Below are 25,190 nucleotides of genomic sequence, written 5' to 3' on the forward strand. Positions count from 1 at the left end.
ATTTCTTCCTTGAGAATAGAGATTTCTGCGGCTAGATTAAATATCAATACTACTAGTTATTTCAAAAAATCAAAGGACCCATCATAGGGTAAAAGTGCCCTCATATCTATAGAATCCGGCATTTCCCTTATCTCGTAAATATATAAAAGAATAAATGCAAACAAGAAAACTACAGATAACACCCTTCTATCCTTTTCTTCAGTAAAATTAGATGCAAAAGTCTTGAATATAAATGGTAAAAACAAAATAAAATATATACTCAAACGATTGAGCCAGCCACTGGATAAAGTAATGAAATAGAAGCAAAAATAAATAGTCTGAAAAACTTCTAAATAGTAAATTTCCTTGTCTAGAGTCACCCTTGTATTGTCACAACAAGAATATAATTTGTATATGCAAGGTGTGCATTTTGCATGTAAAGTCTCCTCTGTATTTGCACAGCCCAAATTACTATTGGTGCTGGTATAGTAAATCCCCCTAGGTATATTCTCCTCATCGTTACTTATAGATCTCATTGGCCTTAATATAAATTGCGCTAAATATATAGCTATCAATAAGAGATGTAATATACCTATACTAATATTCGTGGAATTTACCTCATCAATATAATTTAAATATTTATATGGAATTATTATTACTAGCTTATTTAATACCCTATTAAGCAACCCAGTATAGCCAATGATCATACAAATTATGGGCGCTATAATCTTGTCTCGTTTTTTAATTTCTATAAAAAGGAGAGGATATATAGCAAATGCAATAACAGCCCCTAGATGAATAAAACAAGCCATTGCTATAAAAAACAAAGGAACAATATTCTTATCTTTTATCTTTAAAGTATATGCGTAGGTAATAATAGCAGCCGCTGCAAATTGCCTCATTACCGTTATAGTAGGCGTAAAAGCAAAAACAAAAAATCCTAGTATAGTAATAATCCAATCCTCAGTATTTCTGCACAATTTATTGTAAGAAAGATAAACAAAAACAAAAGATATCATAGAATACAAAAAAAATATTGCCTTATAGTTAAAACCTAGCCCACCAAGCAATTTAGCCGTTAAAACAAATGACTTCTCAATACCATAAACTTCAATGCCATACAAAGCATCATTAAACCCCTTGATATAAACAGAATCATCCACACCACCATAATCTCTGCACCCATAAACCAAAATAAACAACATAAAAATAATTACAATATTTATATTCCTATCTTCCCCATTAAACAACAAAAGCACTAAAACCAACATAAACCAACCTATGTAAAATAACATACCAACCAAACCTCATACTCACTTTTTTTTGGTAATTTGCAATTTGCAATTTGCAATTTGCAATTTTTTTAAAAACAACATTTGCAATTCTTTTAAAAACAACATTTGCAATTCTTTTTAAAACAACATTTGCAATTCTTTTTAAAACAACATTTGCAATTTGCAATTTGCAATTTGCAATTAAGGATGATTTTGCTACGCAAAATCGACTAATCAATCAATTAATTAATTAAAGATTTTCTGACCAAAGGGAAGAAAATCAACATCAATTGCAAATTGCACATTACAAATTGCACATTATCTTTAATTACAAATTGCACATTATCTTTAATTGCAAATTGCACATTGCAAATTGCACATTATCTTTAATAAAGCATTATCTTTAATAAAGCATTATCTTCTTAATACTATTAACCATATAATACAATCTCCCACTAACCATAAAGAGCATAACCCTAAATTTATTCCTTCTAGTATGTGCCTTTCCTTTTAAAAAACTTTTATCCACTAGATATCTACATTTCCTTCTATACAACCTATGTACTTGAAATGCATTAAGAAATAAATCTACTAGGTTGTCCATAAGCAAAAGCCTTAGCTCTTCATCATAAATTTTCTTGTATATTTCTTCTAGCTCTTTGCAAATTTTCATAACATGCTCTGCATTAATAAGATTATCTTTTCTATTTGAAATTGAATTTTTTCTTATAATATAGTTATAAAACACAATGTCCGTTCCAATAACTCTTTTTGCTTTTAAAAAAACTCGTGGTGTAAACTCTTCATCTTCATGCAATAATCCAAGTTTAAATTCCAGACCATTATTCAACAGAAACAGACGATTATATAAGTTTAGCCAAACTGTCATGTACATGTTGCCATCTCTCAATTCTTTTTTTAAATACTCTTTTCCCTCTATAATATTTCCTTGTGTATTTGTGGTATGTTTCATTAAATCTACGTTTTGATTTTTAACTTTAATTTCTTTAATTTCTTTAATTTCTATTCGGTCTTTACTGAACTTTTCTCTTTCAATTTCAATCCTAGTTTCCATTTTAGCTTTATAATCAGCTCTTGCTGCTTTTTTTGTTTTCTCCTCTGTTTCACTCTTTTTATTATCATTTAAAGTTTTCTTTGGAGTATCATTTATCTTTGTCACAGCAAGTTTTTTCCTTCTGCCATTGCCCACCACTATATCTACATCTCTATTATTTATTACTGAAATAAATTTTAAGCAAGAATCCAAATCAATATAATCATCAGAATCTACAAACAATATGTACTTGCCCTTTGCTATCTCCATACCTGTATTTCTAGCACTAGACAATCCGCTATTCTCTTGCTCTATAACTATAATCCTCGGGTCCATTTTTTCGTAACTTCTACATATTTCAAGACTATTATCTAAACTACCATCATCTACTAATATAATCTCTAGATTTTTAAAACTCTGATTTCTAAGGCTCTCAATACACCTAGTCAAATACTCAGCTACATTATAAACTGGTACAATTATTGAAATAGTCTTTTTCATAAAATACCACCCTTTTTTATAGTTCACAGTACACAATTTTAAATATAGACTATCTTTTAAAAAGCATTGCAAATTGCACATTGCAAATTGCAAATTATCTCTTAAAACCCATTGCAAATTGCAAATTATCTCTTAAAAAAGCTTCGTTCCTTTTCGCATCAATAAATAAGCTTCCACCCATCCCTTATCTTGCCTAAACATTTTTCTATGACGGATAGCAAATTGTAGACATAGTATCCAAGCCCATTTCTTCCATAGACAATGAAAAAGAGCTCCTCTATCTAAGAAAAATTTATCAGTATAACCTTTGAACCAAGTTGATTCTTGTTGGCTGACTGTTCCTATTATTGTTGGCTCTGCGTAGACTTTTAGTTTTTTTTTGATACATTCTGTAATAAATATACTGTCTTCTCCAGCAGAGTATTTCGCTCCTCCCCCAAATAATAACGAGAAATATATGTTTTTTTCTCTTATTTTTTTGGTTTTTACTGCCATTTGAAAAGTGCCATATCTTTGGCAAGTAAAGAATCTAACCCTATTTTTTCTTTTTATAATACTAGAAGGATCATCTGGGTTTTTACTTGGAACATTAAAAACTATAAAATCAGCCTTTGGATTATTTTGGAAGGCATTTATCACTATGTCCTTATACCCATCAACATAAACAATATCATCATCAGCAAACAAACATATATCTTCTGTTGCTCTCATCAATGCATTATTCCTACTAAGGCCAACACCTCTTTCAGCCAAAGATATAAATTCAATGGAATTCCCTTTGTACCTTAATTTTTCAAATTGATTTTTATCACATTGATTTATTACTATAGCCTTGGATTGTATATTCATTTTTTCAACTATAGTAAAATCATCTCTATTCATGATAGATAAAAGCACCTGCAAATTCATATACTATTCCTCTTCTTTTATTTTGCTATATTATAAAACTAGTTTTATATTTAAAATAATTGCAAATTGAACATTACAAATTGCAAATTTTTACTACATAAATACTGTATATATAAACAACACTTTATATATCAACAATTAATTAGTTCCTATCCATTTATTAAAAATACTTCTGGATTAGATCCCTTATTTCTACATATGTTTTTCTTCTATCAAATTTTTCTTCCCCTAACTTTCTATTATTCCTTCCCATTGTTTTTCTCTCTTCTTCGTTGTTGTACAAATATAATAGTCTTCCTGCCAAGTCTATGGGGTCACTATTTCTGCAGTTTATACCTGCCCCATATTCTTCAATCAATTCTCTATACTCAATACATTCCGCAGTGTTTAAAACAGGCAAGGCCGCTGCTGCATAATCGCAAACTTTATTAATAATGGATTGAGCAGCTCCTTTAGCTATAGGGTTTACAGCTATATCACATCTAGACAGTAAATTTACCATTTTCGGATAAAGAAGCATTCCTGTAAACTCGGAGTCAATGCCCTCTTTTTTAGCATAGCTCTGGAATTTATCCTTAAGAGGCCCATCACCCATTACTATAAGTTTTAGATTTTCTATTCCGTTGTTTTTTAGTATTTTCAAAGCATCTATTACTGTGTTTAAATCATAGCTAGAACCCAATGTTCCTATGTAGGCAAGCCATATCTCGTTGTTCTTTTTTAATCTTGTCTCTTCTTTATTATCATTACTACCAATTCTTTTTAGATTGGTATAATTTTTTTCTATATTTCTATCAGCTTTCTCTGTATTATTATCAATTTTCTCTGTATTATTATCTGTACTCTTTATATCAGTATCTGCTTTGTCCACATTACTATCAAACTTCTCTAAATCAGTACCTAAATAAATACAATGACCCTCTTTTGTTTTACTATTTACAGCTATTGCTCTATTAATATAGGTCTTTGAGACTCCAACTATTTCATCTGCCGCCTTATAAATATAATTAGCTTTACTCCTAAATGTAGAAAATAGTATATTCTTTAATATAGGAATAGGCACCACCATCTCGAAGGCTTCTGGCCAAAGATCTTGCACATCTATAATGAAAGTAATTTTATTCTTATTTGCCCATTCTGCTGCTTTTTTTGCTAAATCAAGAGAAGGAACTGCACAATATATTAGGTCTGGTTTTTTCCTTTTTTTAAGATATTTTTTTAAATTTTTTCCTATTATAAAATGACTATAAATTCTTTTAAATGATACATTCTTTCTATAAACTGGCTCCTTAAGAAAGGTGATTTTATAATTCTCCTCTAAATACTCATTTCCTAATTCTCTAGTCTTTTTTGATGTATGACAAAAATTTGATGTAACTATCTCAATATTTCTGTCTTCCTTATGGATACTATTTGCCATACCATCCTTGATACTGTTATAGATACTGTTTGCGATACTATGAAACCTTTCATTTCCAGCTTCATTAGGCAATTGAAAGAAGTGAGTAATTATTAATATGTCCAATAAAAACACCAACCTTATTTATTTTGGAGACAATCTACTACTTGTTGAATTTCCCAAAGAGTTAAATTACTGCTACAGGGAATATTTAAAAGATTCTTTTCATAAAACTCTGCCCTATCTATTTTGTAGGTTTGATTTTTTATATAAGGCTTTTGTTTATGATTTAATTTCCAAAGAGGCCTTGTTTGAATAGATAAAGCATCAAATTTATCCATAAGCTCATTTCTATCCATTCCATATTCATCTTCATCTATAATCAATGAGTAAAACCAATGATTGGCTCTAGTATTTATTTTAAAAGGAAGAATATCTATTCCATATATATCATCCACAGCTTTTTTATATATTTCATAGTTTTTGATCTTGTTTTGGATAAATTCTTCGATTTTAGCCATTTGACTAATGCCAAAGGCCGCTTGTACATTTGTCATTCTATAGTTATAACCCACTTCATCGTGAACAAAATAATAGGAATCTTCCTTTGCTTGATTACTTAAATACCTTATTTTCTCTAAAAGGTTAGCATCTCTAGAAACTACCATTCCACCTCCACCTGCTGTTATTATTTTATTGGCATTAAATGAATAAACACCTATATCGCCTATGGTACCGCAATGACAGCCCTCATATTCACCTTCTAAATAGTAAGAACCTAGAGCTTCTGTAGCATCTTCAATGACTTTTAAATTATATTTCTCCTTTATATCCATCAATCTTTGTATATCTATTGGATTTCCAAAAATATGTACTACAATAATTGCTTTTATATTTCTTTTTGTTTTTTTGTTTATAATCATGCCATGACTTTGGGTACATTCTTCCTCTAAAAACTCTTCTAACTTGTCCATATCCATATTCAAACTATGGTCACAATCCATAAATATAGGCTCAGCTTTTAAGTATCGCACAGGATTTACTGCCGCTATAAAGGTAAGCGTTGGAACAATAACTTCGTCATCTTCTTCAACTCCAAGAACCTTTAAAGCTAGATGAAGGCCTGCTGTACCGCTTTGTACTGCAATAGCTTTAGGTACATTTACATACCTTGCAACTTCATTTTCAAAGTTATATATAAACCCACCACCAGAAGAAACCCAACCCGTTTGAATTGTTTCTCTAACATTTTCTAATATATCCAACGATAAATTAGGAACAGACAACGAAATTTTATTTTCCATAAACTTTCTACCCCCTTTTTTCTAAATAAGAGTACAATTAAATATAATTTTGCTTCTCAAAATCAATCAATCAATTAATCAATTAATTAATCAATTAATCAATCAATTAATTAAAGATTCTCGACGCAAGGAGAGAATCATCCACAATTGTGCATTGTGCATTGTGAATTGTGCATTAGCCCTTATCATTGTGCATTGTGCATTGTGAATTGTGCATTAGCCCTTATCATTGTGCCTTGTCCATTGTGCATTTAAAATCCCTCTCTATATTCCGGGAAAAAGCTGCTGCTAACTCCATCCTTCCTCTTCACTAAACCCTTCAGATAATTATATTTATCTAAATCATGTATTTTCTTACCTATGTAAAAATCGTTATCTCCCAATTTATAAAAACTCTTTTTAAATCTATACAAAGAATCATCCTGATTTTGGTATCCACCACCTAAGTGAAAATATTTATAATTATTTATATTGCCCCATTTGGCCACTTCGTATATTAAAATGTTATTTGCTCTTACATTACTATATTCCTTAAAACTCCCGGCAAAGTGATAATGCAAAAACTTATCTTTCTTCATTATGAGAGCTGAAGAAATTATTTTTTTGTTATAATATGCATTTGCAATAACTATGTTATTTTTTAAATTTTCCACTGTGTCTTTGAAAAAATTCTCATTAAAATAATAGTAGTCTATAGCTTCATTGCGTTTCATTGTAAGCTTGTACATATCTTCAAATTCATGAAGGGTATTGAAATTATCTTCAATTCTTACTTCTACATTATTTTTTACAGCTTTTCTTATATTCTTTTTACAATTTGAGCTAAGGTTGTCCCAAATTTCTTCCTGGCTGGATAAATCCATTGCTATAGTTTTTCTTATTTTAATAAGCTGCGAATAACCTTTAAAAAATAAATTATTCTTTATTAACGGGTGAAACCTATCAAATTGACTCACGATTTTATTCTTGCCACAGAAGTCACTAAAGCCCTTATTGAAAGTTCTTTTTAAACTTTCTAAATTGCTAATATCACCATAAACTTCATAAAGTGGGCCACCATATCCATAGGCACTACTTATGTCATAATATTTATTTAGTGGAATTTTGCCCTTAAAATTTTCACTTTCTCCAATATCTCTTAACATAAAGGGATATGCCACTTTACCGTATTGACACTGAATATAATATAATATAGGTTTGCCATCTCCATTATTCATAAATGGAACAAAATAATCGTAGTAAAAATATATATCCCTCGCCAAAAACTCATCTATCCTCTTATTCCAATTTACTTTTTCTTGAATTATTTGTTCTTTGATTATTTGTTCTTTGATTATTTGTTCTAGTATCATAACTATTTATCACCCTCTTTCAATATCTAAATCATTTAAATTATCTTCCTCAAGAACTAGTACCCCATCCTTCTTTATTACTTTTAAAACTGTTTTAAAAATGATCATAATATCAAACTTGAAGCCAATATTTTTAACATACTGGATATCAAAAGCTAATCTCTCATCCCAACTCAAATTGTTCCTTCCACTTATCTGTGCTAGCCCAGTTAGCCCTGGTCTTAGTGTATGACGTAGTTTTTCTTCCTTTGTATAAAAAGGTAAATATCTTATAAGTAGTGGTCTTGGCCCTACTATGGCCATATCCCCTTTTATTATGTTAAATAACTGCGGTAGTTCATCTAGACTTGTAGCTCTTAAAAAACTTCCACATTTATTTAACCTAAGGCTGTCTTTCAACAGATGACCATTTCCATCTAATTCTTCTGTCATAGTTCTAAACTTGTATATAGTAAATATTTTTTCATTTCGCCCCGGTCTTTTTTGTTTAAATATGATAGGTCTTCCTAAACAAATCAAAACAAATACAGCAACCACCAAAAAGAGAGGACTTAATAGTATAAAAGCACATAAAGCTCCGATAAAATCTATTATTCTTTTTAAAAAAATCTTGTAATACATATCGCCTCCAGCAATTAATATTTTCTCTTTTATATCCTATGCTAGAATAATGTATTTTATAATAACAAAAAAGCTAACCTCAAAATTCAAGGTTAGCTTTCTAAAATATACTGTGCAATGCTTTTTAAAACATAATTTTCAATTTTCAATTACTGATGTTGATTTTCTTGCCTTTGGTGAGAAAATCTTTAAAAGTTACATCATACTATCAAACAATTTTTTATATTCTTTTTCGTTTTGCAAAAAAACATCTGCGATTTCAGGGTCAAAATGAAGGCCTATACCTTCTTCAATTATTTTTATACTTTCTTCATGAGAAAAAGCTTCTTTGTAGACCCTCTTAGATCTTAATGAATCGTAAACATCTACAACGGCTACTATTCTTGCTGACAAGGGAATATCTTCTCCTTTTAATCCATAAGGATAACCGCTACCATCCCATTTTTCATGATGAAATTTAACTATCCTGATTCCAATTTCTACAAATGTATTGTTGGGAAATTCCTCTCTTACATTTGATAATGTATTAGCACCAGCTATTGTGTGAGTTTTCATTACTTCAAACTCTTCCTTTGATAATTTACCAGGTTTAAGTAATATTTTATCTGGTATAGCCACTTTCCCTATATCGTGCAGGGCACTTGCTTTAGACATATTATCAATATACTTGTCATTTATATAGTCTTTAAATTTATCTATATTATGTAATTCTTTTGCCAATAGTTCTGAGAATATAACCACTCTTTCTATATGTTTACCCGTATCTTCATCCCGTGCCTCGGAAATTTTAGCCAATGAATAGATAGTGGCAAATTGTGCATTTACTATATCATTTTCTTTTTCATAAATAAGTCTAAGGTTTTTCTTAGAATATTCTGATAAATATCCAATCACAAATGCAATTATGAGATATATTATTATTCTTACAATCCAGTCATTAGATAATCTATTAATATTAACGGTAGATACTACTTCTTTAGGGACAAAAAACCATAAAGCTAGTCCACATAGTCCCGAATTTAATAAACTATGTTTTATGCCATGTGTTGATGCTGTAATAGCAATAGGTATATACATTAAATTTGCAAAAACATTAGGTGTGCCACCTGTATGGTAGACTATTAATACTATGATTGCAGATAAAACATATGATATAAGCAAAAAATATTCATTGTTATAATTATCTTTGTTAACAGCACAGCTGGCCATATAGATCTCCTTAAGTTTAAAATATAACATTTTTCTTTCTATTTTTTATACATAAATCTCTTATTTACCATCTTATTATAATCTGTATTATTATACTTATACTACCATAATATATATTATCAAACAATTGATTTTTTCAATTTATTTCTACAAATTTTTCACTTATAAAAATCACAATTCAAAATATAAATTTAATTCTATATTTTCATTTTATGTCTATAGTATTGACAATTTATGAATTTTTGTTATATAATGTTAATAATCGTGTGTCTATTATTTACTATTGTTGTTGCCATTATACTAAAAAGGGGTTTTTTATATGAATTGGTATTTAGATGTTTTGAAAAAGTATGTTCAATTTGATGGACGTGCTAGAAGAAAAGAATATTGGATGTTTATATTATTTAATGCTATTTTTATGGTATTAGCAAGTATTATAGATGGAATTATAGGTAGTGATATGAAAATTATTTCTAGCTTATATTCTTTGGCAGTATTGTTACCTTCAATTGCTGTTTCAATAAGAAGAATGCACGATATTGATAAAAGTGGTTGGTTTATGTTAGTTGTTTTAATTCCACTTGCAGGACCTATATGGTACTTAGTATTAGTATGTACTGAAGGTACACGTGGAGAAAATAGTTTTGGACAAGATCCTAAAGAAATAAAAGGAATGTAAGTTTTTTATATAGGCACACTATCTAACTTATGTATCTTCACCGGCTGAAATATTATATCAAATTAATTTCGTTATATAATTTATAATTGTATAAATAAAAATCCAGTATCAAATACGATACTGGATTTTTTCTTATACCTTCTAACTTCTCTCAAGTCTCACCTTACTACCACCCTTACCTGATTCTGCTGGTGTTAAGAGTAACTTCACAGGGACTCTATTTTTCAGTGATTCAACATGGCTTATTATACCCACTTTGAGTTTATCATGATGTATTTTCTCTAGTGCTTCTATTACCACTTCTAGTAGATTATTATCAAGAGTTCCAAAGCCTTCATCTAAGAAGAATAGCTCTAGTGGTGCTGTTCCTTTTAACTGGATTTGTGATGATAGAGCTAAGGCAAGAGCTAGAGAAGATAAGAAAGTTTCTCCCCCAGATAGTGTAGATACATCTCTTTCTACCCCACCATTTTTATAATCTCTTATGATAAATCTTGCATTTTCGTCAACTTCTAGAGCATAATTCCCAGATGTTATTTCTTTTAAAATCTTTGATGCTTCAATAGATATATATTTCAGCTGATTTGCTGCTACATATTCTACAAATTTTTTACCTTTGAATAGTTTTTCTAGATCACTTAATAAAGCTAGTTTATGTTCAAGTTTTTCTTTTTTCTTTTTTAATTCCCCTAGCTCTTTTAGTTTCTCTTTTAATATATTTATTTCTTCTTCTTTTTTAATTCTCTCTTCATCTAATTCTTTTACCTTAACTTTAATTTCCTCTTTTTCATTTTTAAGTTGTTCCCACTGCTCTTTAAGTAAACTTCTGCCATTTATCTTATTGCTTACATTTTCTATAGCACCAAGTACTTTAGTTAATTCCTTTGAATAGTTTTCTATGCTATTTTTATATGAATCTATGCTCTGCTTATCTAAATAGTTTTTCTTTGCTTCTTCTAGGTCTGCAAATTTCTCTTCATTCAAAACATCTTCAAGTTTGGCCTTTGCTGATTTTTTACTACTAGTTAATGTTTCTAATTGTCCTTTGCTGCTTACAATTCTGTCATTTATCTCTTTGTGTTTTTCATCTATGTCTTTTTTTTGTTTTTCAGTAATTTTAAAGTTCTCTTCTATTTCACTTATATCCTTAGTGATTTTTTTACCCAGTTCCTCTAAATTCTTCTCCTCACCAACTTTTTCTTTGATGGATGCTATTTTTTCCTTTTTATTATTGTTTTTCTCAATAATAGTAGTTGCCTCTTTCATAATTTCTTCTTTTAACCTAGATACTTCTTTAATTAATTTTTCTCTTATGCTAGATAAATCTTCAACTTCACTTCTATGCTTTTTAATTTCTTTTTCTAAAAAAGTCCTACTTTTGTCCTTTAACAAAATCTCTTTGTTTTTTTCTTCAAAATCTTCTATCCCTATATCCGTTTTTATGGCATCTAGGTCAATCCCTACCTTTTTCATTTCTTCCTCAATAACTTTATAACTATCTATATAATCAGTACATTGCTTTTTATTTTCATGATAACTTGCCTTTGCACCACTAAGTTTACTTTCTAATGTATTCTTTTCATCCTTTATATTCTTAATCTTATCTTCTGTAATCTTCTTCTTTTCATTAAAGGCCTTAAATTTTTCGCTAAATATCTTAAAGTTATTTTCAAGCTGGTACACACTTAATTGTTTAAAATCCTCACCTAGCTCCTGGATTTCCCTTCTTTTATCTTTTACTTTGCTTTCTTCATTTACAATATTAGTTTCTTCTCTTGTTATATACTGCTCTATGGATTTTAAAAGCTTTTCTTCCTTATCAATGCTATTTTTCAATTCATCAATTCCAGTTAAATCATTTATTTCTATTTTTTCTATGCTGTGCTCTCTTGAACCACAAACGGGGCAAATATCCCCTTGCTTAAGCTTCTCTCTAAGTATTTGAGCAAGGCTTTCTTCTTCACTTCGTTTTAATTTTTCTTTTAATTTTTCTAAATTGTTTTTAACCTTCTCTTCTTCTTCTTTTTTGGAGGCAAAATCTGTTTTCGATTTTTGGATTTTACTTTCTATTTCCTTGATTTCTTTTTCTAATCTATTGTATTTATCCCATGTATTTTTGCCATTAATAAACTTCTCTTTTAATTCTAATAGTTCATCTTCATTACCAGGACAATTATTATTTATTGTCTCTAGTTCTATATTTAAGGTTTTTAAAACATTATCTTTTTCTTCAACCTTTACGGTATATAACTTGTAATTCTCATAATTCGAATTAGTTTCTTTTTTTGTCTTTAATATCTTCTCTTTTAATTTATCTATCTGCTTTTTAAGGTCAGAGTGCTTATTGCTAATTAGGAGTCCTTGTTGCACTTTGTTTTTATACTCAGAATCAACTTTCAAGGAATCCATAGAAATTTCATTTTTAGCTATTACTTCATTTATATTTTTGATATTACTGTCAATTTTCTCTCCCTGAATATCCTTGTCTTTCAATATTTCTTTTAACTGACTATGTTTTTCTTCTAATACTTCAATTTCTTTAATTATATTGTCTAGATTTTCTTTTTCTTTTATAGCCTGTGTTACCTTTTCTTCTTTAATCTTTAGCAAAGGTATTTCATTTTCCTTTTTAATCCTTAGTTTATCTAACTTCTCTTCAACTGTATTTTTCTCTTTATTAATCTCTTCTAATTCATTATTTAAATCTATCAAGTTTTTTTCAATATTGCTTATATCTTTGAGTATTCCTTCATATGTATCTATATAAGGTTTAACTTTAAGGGCACTCTCACCAAGTACAACTTTATTCTTTATGCTATTTATATTTTCTTCTTGCTCTTTTAGGTTAGTTTCTTCTTTCTTATACTTATTTAATTCTTCTTGTAGATTCCAAAGTTCTTGCCCATCGTTAAAATTCTTTTCAATCTTAGTCTGATTTTCTATGGCTTCTTCTAATTTTTCTTTAATAGATTTTAATATTTCCTTATTATCATCTAGCTTCTTTTTACTAATGTCTTCAAAGCCTTTTAACTCACCACTTAAAATATTATCTTCATCTTTATTTTTTCTAATCTCAAAGGCTAGTTTTCTTGACAATTCATCTCCGTATTTTTGAAGATTAAAAAGTCTTTCTAGCATTTCTCTCCTAGCTTTACCTTCTAGTTTCAAAAATTCACTGAATTTACCTTGTGGTAATACTACCGTTCTTGAAAAATCGTCTATTTTAAGTCCAATTATTTCTTCGCACATTTTAGTAACGCTATTTGCACCATCGGCTAATACTTCTGTTTCATCATCTATTAATTCAACTATTTTAGCATTACTACTCCTAGGATTTCCTGTCCCTTTATCTCTTCTAAACTGCCTATCTACAATATAAGTTTTAGTTTCTTTGCCGGAAATTCGAAATTTATAACTTACGCTCATATTGTCACAATTGGTATTAATAAAATTAGAACTCTTCCTTGCAACTACTCCATATAGAGCTAGAGTAATTCCATCAAGTATAGTTGATTTACCACTTCCTGTATCCCCAAAAATCCCGAACAGTCCTCTATCCGTAAGCTTTTCAAAGTCTATTACTTGTTCATCTATAAAACTATTTAATCCCTTGATTTTTAATTTAATTGGCTTCATTTTCTTACGCCTCCTCACCCACAATAGATAATAACAACTGAACTAATTCTTCATCTGGTTCTACTTTTCTCTCTTTGAAATAGAATTCTGTGAAAATCTCCTCAAAAGACTTTTCTGATAAACTAGTTCCCTCTATCTCTTCTCCCTCTTCACCTTTTAAAATAGGGGTAATCTCCAAAATATCTTTCTTGAAATCCTTCATTTGTTTTATTTCATCTTCTCTTATAAATCTATCTGTCGTAATCTCTAAATAAACAAAGCTCTCTCTATCTTTATTTTCTTCACTTTTTGTAATAGCTTCTTCTATACAACCACACTTCCACACTTCTATAGGCTTGTATACCTTAAATTGCACTTCTTCAATATTGCAAGGTTCCCCTGCTTTAACATCCACCACATAACACTTTTTAGTAAAGTTAATTTCTTTTTTGCTATAATGAATAGGTGAACCAGAGTAACGAGCTCTACCATCTGTTCCTGGGACAATCTGTGGTTTGTGAATATGCCCAAGAGCAATATATTGAGCCTTATCAGGGAAACAGCTTCTATCTACAATATAAGTTCCCCCTAATTGTATACTTCTCTCTGAACCCGATTCTTGACTTCCCATGGCAAAAAGATGTGATACTGCTAGATTAATTGTGTCTTCTCTATAATTTTCACTTAATGAACTGAATAATGAATGGATTCTATCGCTATAGGATTTTAATCGTTCTTCCTCTTCATCCATTTCACCGTATAGCACTTCATTTAATCTTTTCTCACTTGGGTACGGTACAGTAAGTATAACTGCCTTCTCATCATTTATCTCTATTTCAATGAACCCTTCACCTGAAGCTACAATTTTGTGATTTCCATATTCCCCTGGCATGACAACAGTTTTTGGAGTTCCTACCATTATTATTCCATGCTCTCTAGCTAATGGCCCTGCTGCAACTAATCTATCAGGGTTATCATGATTTCCTGAAATCACTAAAGTAAGCCTTTCTCCATTTGAAGAAATTTTCTTTAAAGTATCATAAAACATCTTTTCAGCACGGGCAGGCGGATTGCTATGATCATATATATCCCCAGCTATAATCACCAAATCTATATCATTCTTTTCCACTATACCTGCAAAATCCTCTAAAAAATCCTCTTGCTCATCCATCCTGCTTTTTCCTTCTAAATTCTTACCTAAATGCCAATCACCAGTATGTAATATTTTCATGATTAACTCCCTTCTTTGTTAGATTTGCATACCACTCTTTACTATTTATTCTTCACTGTTTACTCTAACCCTTTACTCTTCATACTCCACATTCCACACTCAAAACTTCACTCTTCAAACTGCACACTATAAATACAGTAAAAGCCCTATATCCTAATTGGACAAAGGCTTAATATTCAAATCTTCAATAGTTGCTTCTATAGTTCCCCAGGTTCTGAAGCCTGCTTTATTTTCTTGCTCACCAATAAGTGCGTCTATTTTTATATCATAATCTCCTGTTACTAATACATTGTCAACATAAACATCAACTTGCTTTTGCGAAGGGCTTATTTCATTTACATTAATTTTGATAGTATGTTCATTTGTCCAAAAATCCTGCCCTTGACCTTTAAATTCATCAAAACTCAACGGATTGATTTCAATAGCTCTACCTTTTGCATCTTTCAATACACCTACTGATTCACCCTCACCATCTGCTGTTCTCTCTCTAAATATTAGGGCGCCATCACTACTATATCCAGGGGCGAATTCAAATATATATCCTGAATCTTCTGATCTACCAATGTTTCCATCATTATTTGAATCATCAACATAAGTTTCAAAAATTATTCCATATCCTTCTTTGTTATCTTTTAGATTTGCAGTAGTTTCAATAGAATATTCATCATAGTAATTATCAAAATATATTAACTTTTCCCCATCAGAAGTGCTATTTTGCAATCCAGTCTCTGTAATTTTCCAATGACTATTACTATTTCCTATAGCTATTGCAAACAAATCATCTGTAGAAGTAAATGTACTATCTTTAACAAATGAATACGGTATAGTACCATCATCCCTAATGACCAAATTAACATGAACTTCTCCATGTACTGAGCATGATAAAGTATACCCATACTCCTCATTGTCGGTAAATGTGTACTCTCCTTCATCTGGACACTCCCCAATATTATTAAAATATTTATTATCAATAATATCTTGCATATTTACGCTATTTCCGTAAACTTTTCCCGTCAAATAAGTACGGAAAAGACTTCTTCGATTACTAATGCATGTCTCTTTGCTGTCTTTTACGTTATAACCTGCAAATCTAGGTATAATAACGACACTTATAATGGCAATAATTACAATACCTATAATTAATCCAATTAGAGTAAATCTTTTCTTATTCAATAGAAATCCTCCTTTACTTATCCTTTGCATAATATTTAATTTTGTATAGGATAATTTTACATCAATGCATATTGGAATACAAAATTTTTTTGAAAAATCACAAACTAATTATAAATTATTTACAAACAAAAAATTCTAAAGTAAACTAATACTTATCAACCTTTTACTTATAATTTGCAATCTTTAACTTATAATGTGCAATCTTTAACTTATAATTTGCAATGTGCAATGTGCAATTTGCAATCTTTAAATGATAATGTGCAATTTGCAATTTGCAATTTGCAATCTTTAAATGATAATGTGCAATTTGCAATTTGCAATTTGCAATTGATGTTGATTTTCTTCCCTTTGGTCAGAAAATCTTTAATAATTTAATTGATTAAAAGATTTTGCGCAGCAAAATCATCCTTAATTGCAAATTGCTAATTGCAAATTGCAAATTATGTTTTAATTAGCATTTCAAATTTCAGACAATCTACAAACAACTATAAACTATGAACTGTGCACTGTGCACTGTGCACTGTGCACTGTGAACTGTAAACTGTGAACTATAAAAAAGGAGCCCCCCCAACATGAAAATATACAACAAATTAGTACGAGATAAAATCCCAGAAATTATAAAAGCTGCTGGCAAGGAATTCGATTTCCACATTGCTGATAAACATGAAGTTCTTTCTCTTCTAACTAAAAAACTAGACGAAGAAGTAGCCGAATTCAATGAAGATAAAAACCTTGAAGAATTAGCTGACATCCTAGAAGTAATAATCTCTCTAGGTGAAACACTAGGGCACAGCGAAGAAGACCTAATGCAAAAACGCCAAGCTAAAAAAGCTCAGCGTGGCGGATTTTGTAAAAATATTGTTTTAGAGAAAGTTTACGAGTAATCTATTTTGATAATAGTTTATTCATCTACACCTACATATCTGGTAAATTTAACACTGAGCTAATATCACTACTAATTTTTTTTGAAAACTCAGTTTCAGAAATATCATGAAATTCACTAATTAATTTTTTGAAAGTATAATAATCAGGTTTAGTAAATCTAAAAGCCTTTTTTTGTGGGAAAGTAAGACGGATGAGCTTTACAGCATCTTTAATATGTTTTTCATTAATATCTTCGCCTCTTGCTGCTAGCATGGTAAATAATATTCCGAGCCTCCAAGTCATTGCTCTTGCACAAATGGCATTAAAGTATATACCAATTATAGCTATATTACCTAAAACTTTATCCGCAACCAAGTCAAATAAAATTTCTGATGTAATATTACTAATTAAAGGTACTATTTTATCATTCTGATTAGATGTTCGACCAAATGTTCTTCTTATGTTACTAAACATCGGTGCATATAAAGCTGCTATTACTCCTACGTCAGCACCTAAAGTAAAAGGAAATCCCAATGCACCGCTTAATCCTTGAGTTATAGAATTCTTTTTCTCTTTATCCTCGATTTCATTATAAGCCTTCATAATCATTTTTTGAACTTTAACATCCACACCCACACCTCCAAAACACTCATTATAATAAACTATTTACCTTTGATATACTTTCTCTATAGCATTTTACTGCTAAATCATACTCCTTCATTAAAGAGTAAGTAGCTTTAATTTCTATAGGAACATTTACTATAGGGTTATAGCTTTGTGACTTTTTCATAGCTTCTAATTCTAAATTTTCCATTGCTTTATTTATTTGTAATTTTAAAATATCCATTTCATCTTCTACTGCTTTTAAATAGGACAGTAAATATTTTTCCTTATTGTCACCCTTTATTAATCTCTCTAGTTCATTAAATGTAGATTGACCAAAAATATTCACTGCTGCCTGTCCTATAATACTATTGCTAAATTTTGATGTCTTTTGAAGATAATCATCTATCTTTCCTGGTGTTACAATTGATTTACTTGAAAATCTTACATTAAGATTAATATTAAATTCTCTACATAAACCCTCTAATTTATTTTGAAATTGAGCTGTAAATATTTGATTAGTTTTTTCTATACAATGTGATAAAGCATATGTATTAAAATTATTATTTTGGAGTAATCCTTCATTTTTTGCTATTGTAATGCATGTGTTTTTAAATGGATCTAAATAGGCATTAATGTTATATCTAACATTATTAATCCTATTGCAGAGCTGCATAATTTTTATACTCATACTCTTAGTCAAAGAATTTAACTGACCCTTACGTCTTTTTTCAAATTCTTCACATTCAGCTCTACATTCTTCCCATTTATTTAATGTATCATTCATAGATATTTCCAATAATTCATTTAAAATATTAAGTCGAGAATGATATGCTATTTTGGTTTTATTTTCTTCATTTAGTACTTTTTTCAATAATACCTCTAAATCTTCTATTTTCAGTTGATATTCTTTAGCGCTGGTAAATACTACAGATTTCTTCCCAACTAAGTCATTACCAAAATTGCCTAAATAATAATCAGCTGCTGCTTTAAGCGATTCTATCTCGTGCACTTGATCAATCCTATTTATTGCAAATAGAACATTCCCTCCAAGGAGATCATTTATATCTTTAGTTATATTTTTCTCTTCTTTAGAAATAAATCGTGATGCATTAAATACTATTACAGCTAAATCAGTACTATTTATCTCATCCATTGTAACTTTTGTAAGTTCATCATCATCTTCTAAACCAGGGGTATCAATAATCTCTATGCCAGAGCGCAAAATATCACTTGGAATACCTATACACACTTCTTTTACCTTGGGCAGTATAACACCACTAAGTGTCTTTTCTTTTATAACGATATATGTTGCTATATCATCCAAAAAAATTTCTTTTTTCCTAAGCTCCCCATTGCTCTTTCTTTCTAATACATATGCTAATGGCTCTTTAGAATAAAATATCCTAGTTATTACAGCCGTTGCTGTTGTAGTACGAGTAGGTAATATACTAACTTTTAATAAAGCATTAATAAGGGAGGATTTACCTGACTTAAAGGAACCACAGAAAGCCACCCTTACCTTATCTTTTTTTAAGTCTTTAATATGCATATTAACCGTCTGACTAATTATATTTTCAGTAGCAAAATTAAGATTTCTATATTCTGAAATAAAATTCATTATCTCAATCCCTTTAATCTAATTATTTTTATCTAGAGAATAACATAAAACTAATAATTGTTCCTTCCACATATCTAATTCTTTTAGGTAAATCTCACGATCCTTTAATCTATTATTTACATTTTGAGACTTCCAAAAACCATAGAATGTAGTTCCAAATATAATAGGTGCAATTATCGCTGCGCCATATAATTGCCAAGTAGCAAGACTTATAATTTTCCCTAGAAAAAAGAATAAAAAACCACTTGCAATAGAAATGGCTACATATGGCATAAAGGAGGAGCTCTTTGTACTTTCTACCTCTGAAAATTCCATTTCATCTATTACTTTTTCAAACTTTCTACCTATTTCAGCATTTTGAGCTTTAAGCTTTAATAACCAGATTCCTTGATATTCATTAGAACTTAACCATTTATTTTTTTGAATATCAATCACCCTATTCAACTGACTGATAGTTACTTTCCCATTTTCTTTAATTTGTTTAATTATTTCAGATTCTACAACAGAATTAAAATTCTTCCATTGTAGCTCAAATTCTTTTTTATATGTCATAACAATCCTCCGTTTAATTAGTCAATCTGTTTGTTACCCTTATTTGTATTAACTCCAATTTTATTAATATCTTCTTTTGTCATTTTTTTATTATACATTTCATAATAAACATTCCCTAAGAGCGATGACATCATCTGAAGAATTGAATCCATTCTATTAACTTCTTTAACATAATCCATTTCTTTTTTGCTTTTCTTTTTAATAATTTCATTTTGTCTTTTTCTTTCATCATCGATAAGTTTATATGAACTTTCACACACTTTGTCTAATTGTTCTTCGAATTTATCTCCAATACCACTATAAATAAGGTTTTGATTATGTTGGATTTCTTCTTTTAATTTAGAGAATAGCTTTACTGAAATCTCTTTTAATAATTTATCCTTCATTTTAGTAGAACCTGAATTAATTTGGAAAGCTTCTACTATTATAAAAACTATCCATGCTAATCCTCCAGTAAATATGGTGAATATCAAAGTTTGAATTACAACTTGCACTACAAATTTTTTAATCCATTCTCCCCATGAGAAATTTCCTCCAGCTGCATTTTCCACAAAAATACTAGGATCAAAGAAAAGTATACTCAAACCTAATTGAACAGAACTAGCTTTTGAATCATTTGTATACTGTTCATCTAAATTTCCCGAAAATATTTTTGATGCCTTTGTCAATTCCAAGCTAAATTCTTCACCTTGAATTGATAATTCTCTATAAAGGTTATCTATTTCTGGTTGAATGAGTAAGTCAGTTGTTTTTCCCCATTCATCCATCTTTTCAATAATATAATCCTTTATTTCTTTAGCTACAGGTTGCATTATTCTATTTTGTTTTTCTTCCCGTTTATCTTTATTGAAAGTTAAAACACTTGTAGCTAATTTTCCCATTTCCTGCATTCCAAATTTTACGTTTAGCTTTTCTACGTCTGCTTCCCACATATTAGGCATTTGAGTTGATACAAAATCAATTAAGCTATAATAAATCTTAGACTGCACCATGGAACAAGTACTTCTATATATTTTCCTTATATCTTCGATTTTTGTTTCTAAATCATTTAATACTTTTTCTGATTGAACATGATTTTTTTTTAATTTTTCTAACGGTGTACTTAATGCTTGTTTTTTATCTTCAATTTGAGCTTCAGCTTTCTTGTATTTATTTGCCATTGAAGTTAATGTAGACTGGAAAGTTGCAACCATTCTATCATCAGAAGTTAAAAACTCTTCTAAATTCTTCTCAAATTCAACAAAGCCTGTATCTTCTAAATCATCATCATGTCCACTTTCCTTGGCTTTAAAAGCACCATATGCATTAACATAAAATACTCTCTTACTGAAAAGTTCTTTATCTAAATTGCCATCTTCATCTTTAAAGACAGATCTTAACGGTCTTTCTACATCAGGCTTTATACTTTCTAAAGGTTCATTGATTTGGTTGATTCTGTTAATAACAAAAAACACATTTTTTAATTGCCTATCTGAAAAATTCTCTCTGATATACTCTTTATCATTTTTTGAAAAAAGGTGAACTGCATCTAATAAAAATATAATTGCATCCGCATTTGGTATAAAATTCATTGTTGTTTTATTTCTACTATCTGCTTCACCTAGCCCAGGTGAGTCTATAATTCTAACACCATTTTCAATAATTGGGTGTTCACACTCTATTACAGCATATTCAACATCAGCAAATCTATCAAGCCGTCCTTGTTCTTCAATAATATCCTGATCTTTATAAGTTAGTTTATATTCTTCAAAAAAGTCTTCTAATGACATCTCAATTGGTTCTGGACTACTTTCCTTATATACAAAAGCTCTATCTATATTACTACCATACACAAGGACAGTAATAATTGCTGTACATGCAGTTGTTTTAACTGGTACAGTTTCCTTACCTATTATTGCATTAATCAATGTACTTTTTCCTCGTTTAAACTCTCCCATGGCAATAACTTTGAAGATACCTTTTCTAATATCCTCTGCTTTTACCATTAACCCTTCACTTTCTACCGTCATCCCCAATCCCGGAACTTCTTCTAAACCAGGTATTTTATTACTATCATCTTCCTCTCCAATTAATATTGAATAATTTTTTACCGCTTCATAAATTGTACTAATTTTTTCTTTGGACTGTTCATACCTCATACTTCTCTTCCCCTTTACTTAATAGATTGCATACGAAAAATTTATATATTTCCTCGAAAAATACACTTTTATCACAAAATACTAAAGTGTATTTTTAATAAATTAAAATAAATCTACCAAATTCAATAATTCTGGTATATCTTTATTTTCTATTGACCTTAAATAATCAGCCTTATCTTCTGATTTTTTGATTACTAATTTTTGCTCTTCTAATGTATCTATTAAAAGTGCAACTAATCTATCATATATCTTGTCTGCTTCATCTTGTAGATTTTCAGTTATTTTGCTAAATTCTCCTTCTACTTTCATATCAATTTCCGTTTTAAATTTATCGCAATTTTCAAGAACTAGTGCACATAGTTTTTTTCTTTTATCACTCTCTATACTATCTTTATAAAAAACCCTCAATATTTGTCCTGTGCCTATAGACAATACCCCCATTGGAAAATTCACAAAAAGCAAAGCTACTCCACCAATAGATAGATACTTTGATAATACCGCTTGTTTATTGTCAGCCTTTATTTTTGTATTTGTTATAGAATCTAAATGAAATTTATCTTGAAGACAACTAAAAATTAACTCCTCTACATCCTCTTCTAAGTCAGAAGCAATTTCTATTACATCAGTTTGGATATTTTTGTAAACGTCATTAAGTTCACTAAGAATAGTTTTCTCCAACCACAATTTTTGCTTATCATAAAAAGTTCCCCAAACCTCTTCAATAAATAATGGTATTTTAGTTTTCATTTCATCCATATCTTCACTTTCCATAATGGTTTGTTCTAAATCCTCTTTAATTTTTCCATTAAACTTATCTATTTTATCTAGAAATTCAATTTTCACAACCCCATTAATGTACATATTTATTCTTCTCTTTGTGGATTCTTTTTTGAAATCCAACTGCTCTGATTTACCTTTAATTTGTGATATAGCTTTATCTATCTTTTGCTTGTCCAAATTTAACTTTTCCTTAAAATTATTAACAACGCTTTCTAATTCCTTAATATAAACTGTGCATACCTGCTTTTCAGATATTTTTCTTAAGGTTTCTGTCTTTAAAGACAATTCATTTTTTATAAAATCAATCAATCTCATGTTTTCGTCATTTATTGTTTCATTATTGATTTGAGCTAAAGTAACTTCATTAGAAGAATAATAATATGTAGGTATCTTTTCTTCATACTTTGAAAAGTAACGTTGTATATATTCTAAAACTTCAACTCTATTTTCTTGCTCCAATAAATCCATATTGTTCACGATAATTCCCAAACGCCTAAAACTCAAAATTTTAGCAAGATCTCCTTTTAAAAATTGCTTCTCACTAATTGATAACAATCGTATTGAACTCAAAAGCAAAAATGCTATATCTGTACTAGCAAATCTATAATACCAATCAACATCTTTAAATTCATTTTTTGAGCAAATGAAATTCAAGTCTAAATGGTTAAGAAATGGGGCATTTATTAATATTTCTCCTCTAAAAACTTTATCTTCATTAATTTCCATTTCATCAAGTAAGTTTTTTTCAAAATCATCTTTTGTAATTTTTTCACTTTCACCATCTTCATTTACTTTTTTAAAGGTAATTTCCTCTGCAAAAGATACTTTAATGAAATAACTTTTATTAACTCGATTAATAGACTCAGGAAACATGGATGGTGATTCTAACAGGTTTAACAATAATTTTAATAACCCATTAAAAGGTTGGCTAATGAATGTAACTCTTAGTTTATCCTTTACATTAAGTATTTCCTTCGTAGACTTTGTAACCTTAATTAGTTTTTGAGAATCTAAATTTTCCGATATAATTTCACAACGCTTTAGTATTTCTGACACATTAGAATTCATTTTATCCCCCCTATAGAATTTTAATTAATTCATTTACAGCTTTATTCAATTGTTGATCAGATAATAATTTTTTTTCTTTTTTAGGTATTTGACCTGAAAGTCTGTGATACATTTCTGAGTTTGCAAATAAATCAAGAGCTTTCACTCTTTTATGCATTAGGGGATGTTGTCTAAATAATTCAGAATACTTACCTATTCCTTGTGCAGTTAGAGTATCTGTACTTTGTTTAATATATTCATCTATATCTAAATTTTCAATATCAGTAAATCCACCTACAATTTTTAATAACGCCATTTGTGCAGTTTTTAAATCTTTACAACACAATAATCCAGCTCTATCTGCTGTTATTTCAGAGCATCTACTCCAAGTATTAAGTGGAAATGATATAGTATTTGCTATTGTAGGACCAATTAAAGGAATAATTGTGCTCATATTCCCTATCATTCTTAAAGCAGTATGATATACAGTATGTCCCAAAGCTATGTGTCCACATTCATGAGCTATAACAAATTTTTGCTCATCAATAGTCAATAGTTTTGGTAAATAATTGCTTACAGCAATAAATGAAAACTCATCTGTGCCTGTCGCCATAGCATTTATTCCTGCAAATTCATTAGTAATTACCGTGTACGGAACCATGATGCCAAGAAAATTACAAGATTCACACAGTATTTGGTGTAATTCAGGGAAATTTTTATGATATTTTCATCAACTGGATGTGCAAATTCTAAGATATTGTCTGATGTAAAAGAACTATGTATGTGTGATGATTTTGAAAATTCCTTAAAAAAAGTATATTCAATGCCTTCAAATTCGATTGACATATTAACCACCTCTAGTAATTGATGGTATAATTATACATTACTATATATGTTTAATCAAGCAAAAAACTAATTAAATACTAAAGCCTGTCTTGCTTTGCTGCCCTTAATCAAGTGCAGCTATTAGTATATTATAGTCCCCTATAAAAAATCTATCAACTATCCAAAAAAAATTTATTGCTCACACAAAAGCAAATCTTCTCAATGGTATTTCTTCAGCTTCAAATGAACAAGCTACCACTGTATCACAAATAAGTTAAGGTCTTAATCAAATAACAAAAGTTGTACAAACTAATTCATCAACCTCAGAAGAAGCTACTGCCACAAGTGAAGCATTATCAGTACAAGCTGAAAAGTTAAAAGAACAGGTTTTAGCATTTAAACTAAAAAAAAATACATCCGAATGATGAAGAAAATTCAGATATCCTAACCCCTGATGTTT

General features: G+C 29.5%; 18 protein-coding genes and 1 pseudogene. 2 read left to right on the top strand and 17 right to left on the bottom strand.

The genetic code is table 11. From position 1 onward, the window contains the following. Positions 1-56 precede the first annotated feature (56 nt). The 8 genes from ACVHXK_RS03825 to ACVHXK_RS03860 form a co-directional block, all read right to left on the bottom strand. Positions 57-1,274 (bottom strand): EpsG family protein, encoded by a 1,218-nt coding sequence (locus ACVHXK_RS03825; protein ID WP_461205038.1) that lies wholly within the window; start codon positions 1,272-1,274, stop codon positions 57-59. A 382-nt stretch (positions 1,275-1,656) separates the two neighbouring features. Continuing rightward, positions 1,657-2,808, bottom strand: coding sequence for a glycosyltransferase (locus ACVHXK_RS03830; protein WP_461205039.1), 1,152 nt, complete (start codon positions 2,806-2,808; stop codon positions 1,657-1,659). 132 nt (positions 2,809-2,940) lie between these two features. After that, a complete protein-coding gene (locus tag ACVHXK_RS03835) occupies positions 2,941-3,717 on the bottom strand; it encodes a glycosyltransferase family A protein (RefSeq protein WP_461205040.1) in 777 nt (258 codons plus the stop codon). A gap of 160 nt (positions 3,718-3,877) precedes the next feature. Then, positions 3,878-5,242 (bottom strand): glycosyltransferase family 4 protein, encoded by a 1,365-nt coding sequence (locus ACVHXK_RS03840; RefSeq protein WP_461205041.1) that lies wholly within the window; start codon positions 5,240-5,242, stop codon positions 3,878-3,880. Positions 5,243-5,256: 14 nt separating this feature from the next. Beyond that, the gene (locus ACVHXK_RS03845) at positions 5,257-6,420 is read right to left on the bottom strand and encodes a LegC family aminotransferase (protein WP_461205042.1); all 1,164 of its coding nucleotides are present in this window, start codon (positions 6,418-6,420) and stop codon (positions 5,257-5,259) included. 251 nt (positions 6,421-6,671) lie between these two features. Next, positions 6,672-7,772, bottom strand: coding sequence for a GNAT family N-acetyltransferase (locus ACVHXK_RS03850; protein WP_461205043.1), 1,101 nt, complete (start codon positions 7,770-7,772; stop codon positions 6,672-6,674). Between the two features lie 9 nt (positions 7,773-7,781). Next, the gene (locus tag ACVHXK_RS03855; protein ID WP_461205044.1) at positions 7,782-8,393 is read right to left on the bottom strand and encodes a sugar transferase; all 612 of its coding nucleotides are present in this window, start codon (positions 8,391-8,393) and stop codon (positions 7,782-7,784) included. A 195-nt stretch (positions 8,394-8,588) separates the two neighbouring features. After that, positions 8,589-9,602, bottom strand: coding sequence for an HD-GYP domain-containing protein (locus ACVHXK_RS03860; protein ID WP_461205045.1), 1,014 nt, complete (start codon positions 9,600-9,602; stop codon positions 8,589-8,591). A 319-nt stretch (positions 9,603-9,921) separates the two neighbouring features. On the opposite strand from ACVHXK_RS03860, the gene ACVHXK_RS03865 reads away from it, so the two are divergent. Continuing rightward, the gene (locus tag ACVHXK_RS03865; protein ID WP_461205046.1) at positions 9,922-10,281 is read left to right on the top strand and encodes a DUF805 domain-containing protein; all 360 of its coding nucleotides are present in this window, start codon (positions 9,922-9,924) and stop codon (positions 10,279-10,281) included. Between the two features lie 141 nt (positions 10,282-10,422). Here the strand turns inward: ACVHXK_RS03865 and ACVHXK_RS03870 are convergent, their stop codons facing one another. The 3 genes from ACVHXK_RS03870 to ACVHXK_RS03880 all read right to left on the bottom strand — a co-directional run bounded on the left by ACVHXK_RS03870 (position 10,423) and on the right by ACVHXK_RS03880 (position 16,300). Beyond that, positions 10,423-13,917 (bottom strand): SbcC/MukB-like Walker B domain-containing protein, encoded by a 3,495-nt coding sequence (locus ACVHXK_RS03870; RefSeq protein ID WP_461205047.1) that lies wholly within the window; start codon positions 13,915-13,917, stop codon positions 10,423-10,425. 4 nt (positions 13,918-13,921) lie between these two features. Then, positions 13,922-15,127 carry an exonuclease SbcCD subunit D gene (locus tag ACVHXK_RS03875; RefSeq protein WP_461205048.1) on the bottom strand — a complete coding sequence of 402 codons (1,206 nt, stop codon included), beginning with the start codon at positions 15,125-15,127 and terminating at the stop codon, positions 13,922-13,924. A 153-nt stretch (positions 15,128-15,280) separates the two neighbouring features. Next, positions 15,281-16,300 (bottom strand): hypothetical protein, encoded by a 1,020-nt coding sequence (locus ACVHXK_RS03880; protein WP_461205049.1) that lies wholly within the window; start codon positions 16,298-16,300, stop codon positions 15,281-15,283. 572 nt (positions 16,301-16,872) lie between these two features. Between ACVHXK_RS03880 and ACVHXK_RS03885 the strand changes: the two genes are divergently transcribed. After that, entirely contained in the window at positions 16,873-17,184 is a 312-nt protein-coding gene (locus tag ACVHXK_RS03885; protein ID WP_461205050.1) for a phosphoribosyl-ATP pyrophosphohydrolase, read from the top strand. 31 nt (positions 17,185-17,215) lie between these two features. Here ACVHXK_RS03885 and ACVHXK_RS03890 read toward each other — a convergent pair whose 3' ends face one another. From ACVHXK_RS03890 to ACVHXK_RS03915, 6 genes and pseudogenes are all read right to left on the bottom strand, one after another. After that, on the bottom strand, positions 17,216-17,794 hold the full coding sequence (locus ACVHXK_RS03890; protein ID WP_461205051.1) for a hypothetical protein: 579 nt from the start codon (positions 17,792-17,794) through the stop codon (positions 17,216-17,218). A gap of 22 nt (positions 17,795-17,816) precedes the next feature. Next, the gene (locus ACVHXK_RS03895) at positions 17,817-19,388 is read right to left on the bottom strand and encodes a dynamin family protein (RefSeq protein ID WP_461205052.1); all 1,572 of its coding nucleotides are present in this window, start codon (positions 19,386-19,388) and stop codon (positions 17,817-17,819) included. An 18-nt stretch (positions 19,389-19,406) separates the two neighbouring features. Then, the gene (locus tag ACVHXK_RS03900) at positions 19,407-19,940 is read right to left on the bottom strand and encodes a hypothetical protein (RefSeq protein ID WP_461205053.1); all 534 of its coding nucleotides are present in this window, start codon (positions 19,938-19,940) and stop codon (positions 19,407-19,409) included. A gap of 17 nt (positions 19,941-19,957) precedes the next feature. Then, positions 19,958-22,078, bottom strand: coding sequence for a dynamin family protein (locus ACVHXK_RS03905; protein WP_461205054.1), 2,121 nt, complete (start codon positions 22,076-22,078; stop codon positions 19,958-19,960). Positions 22,079-22,180: 102 nt separating this feature from the next. Then, positions 22,181-23,926 (bottom strand): hypothetical protein, encoded by a 1,746-nt coding sequence (locus ACVHXK_RS03910; protein ID WP_461205055.1) that lies wholly within the window; start codon positions 23,924-23,926, stop codon positions 22,181-22,183. 10 nt (positions 23,927-23,936) lie between these two features. Next, positions 23,937-24,608 (bottom strand): annotated as a pseudogene (locus ACVHXK_RS03915) (M48 family metallopeptidase); the annotation flags it as partial. Between the last annotated feature and the right edge of the window lie 582 nt (positions 24,609-25,190).

The organism is Clostridium sp. DL1XJH146 (assembly GCF_054819755.1).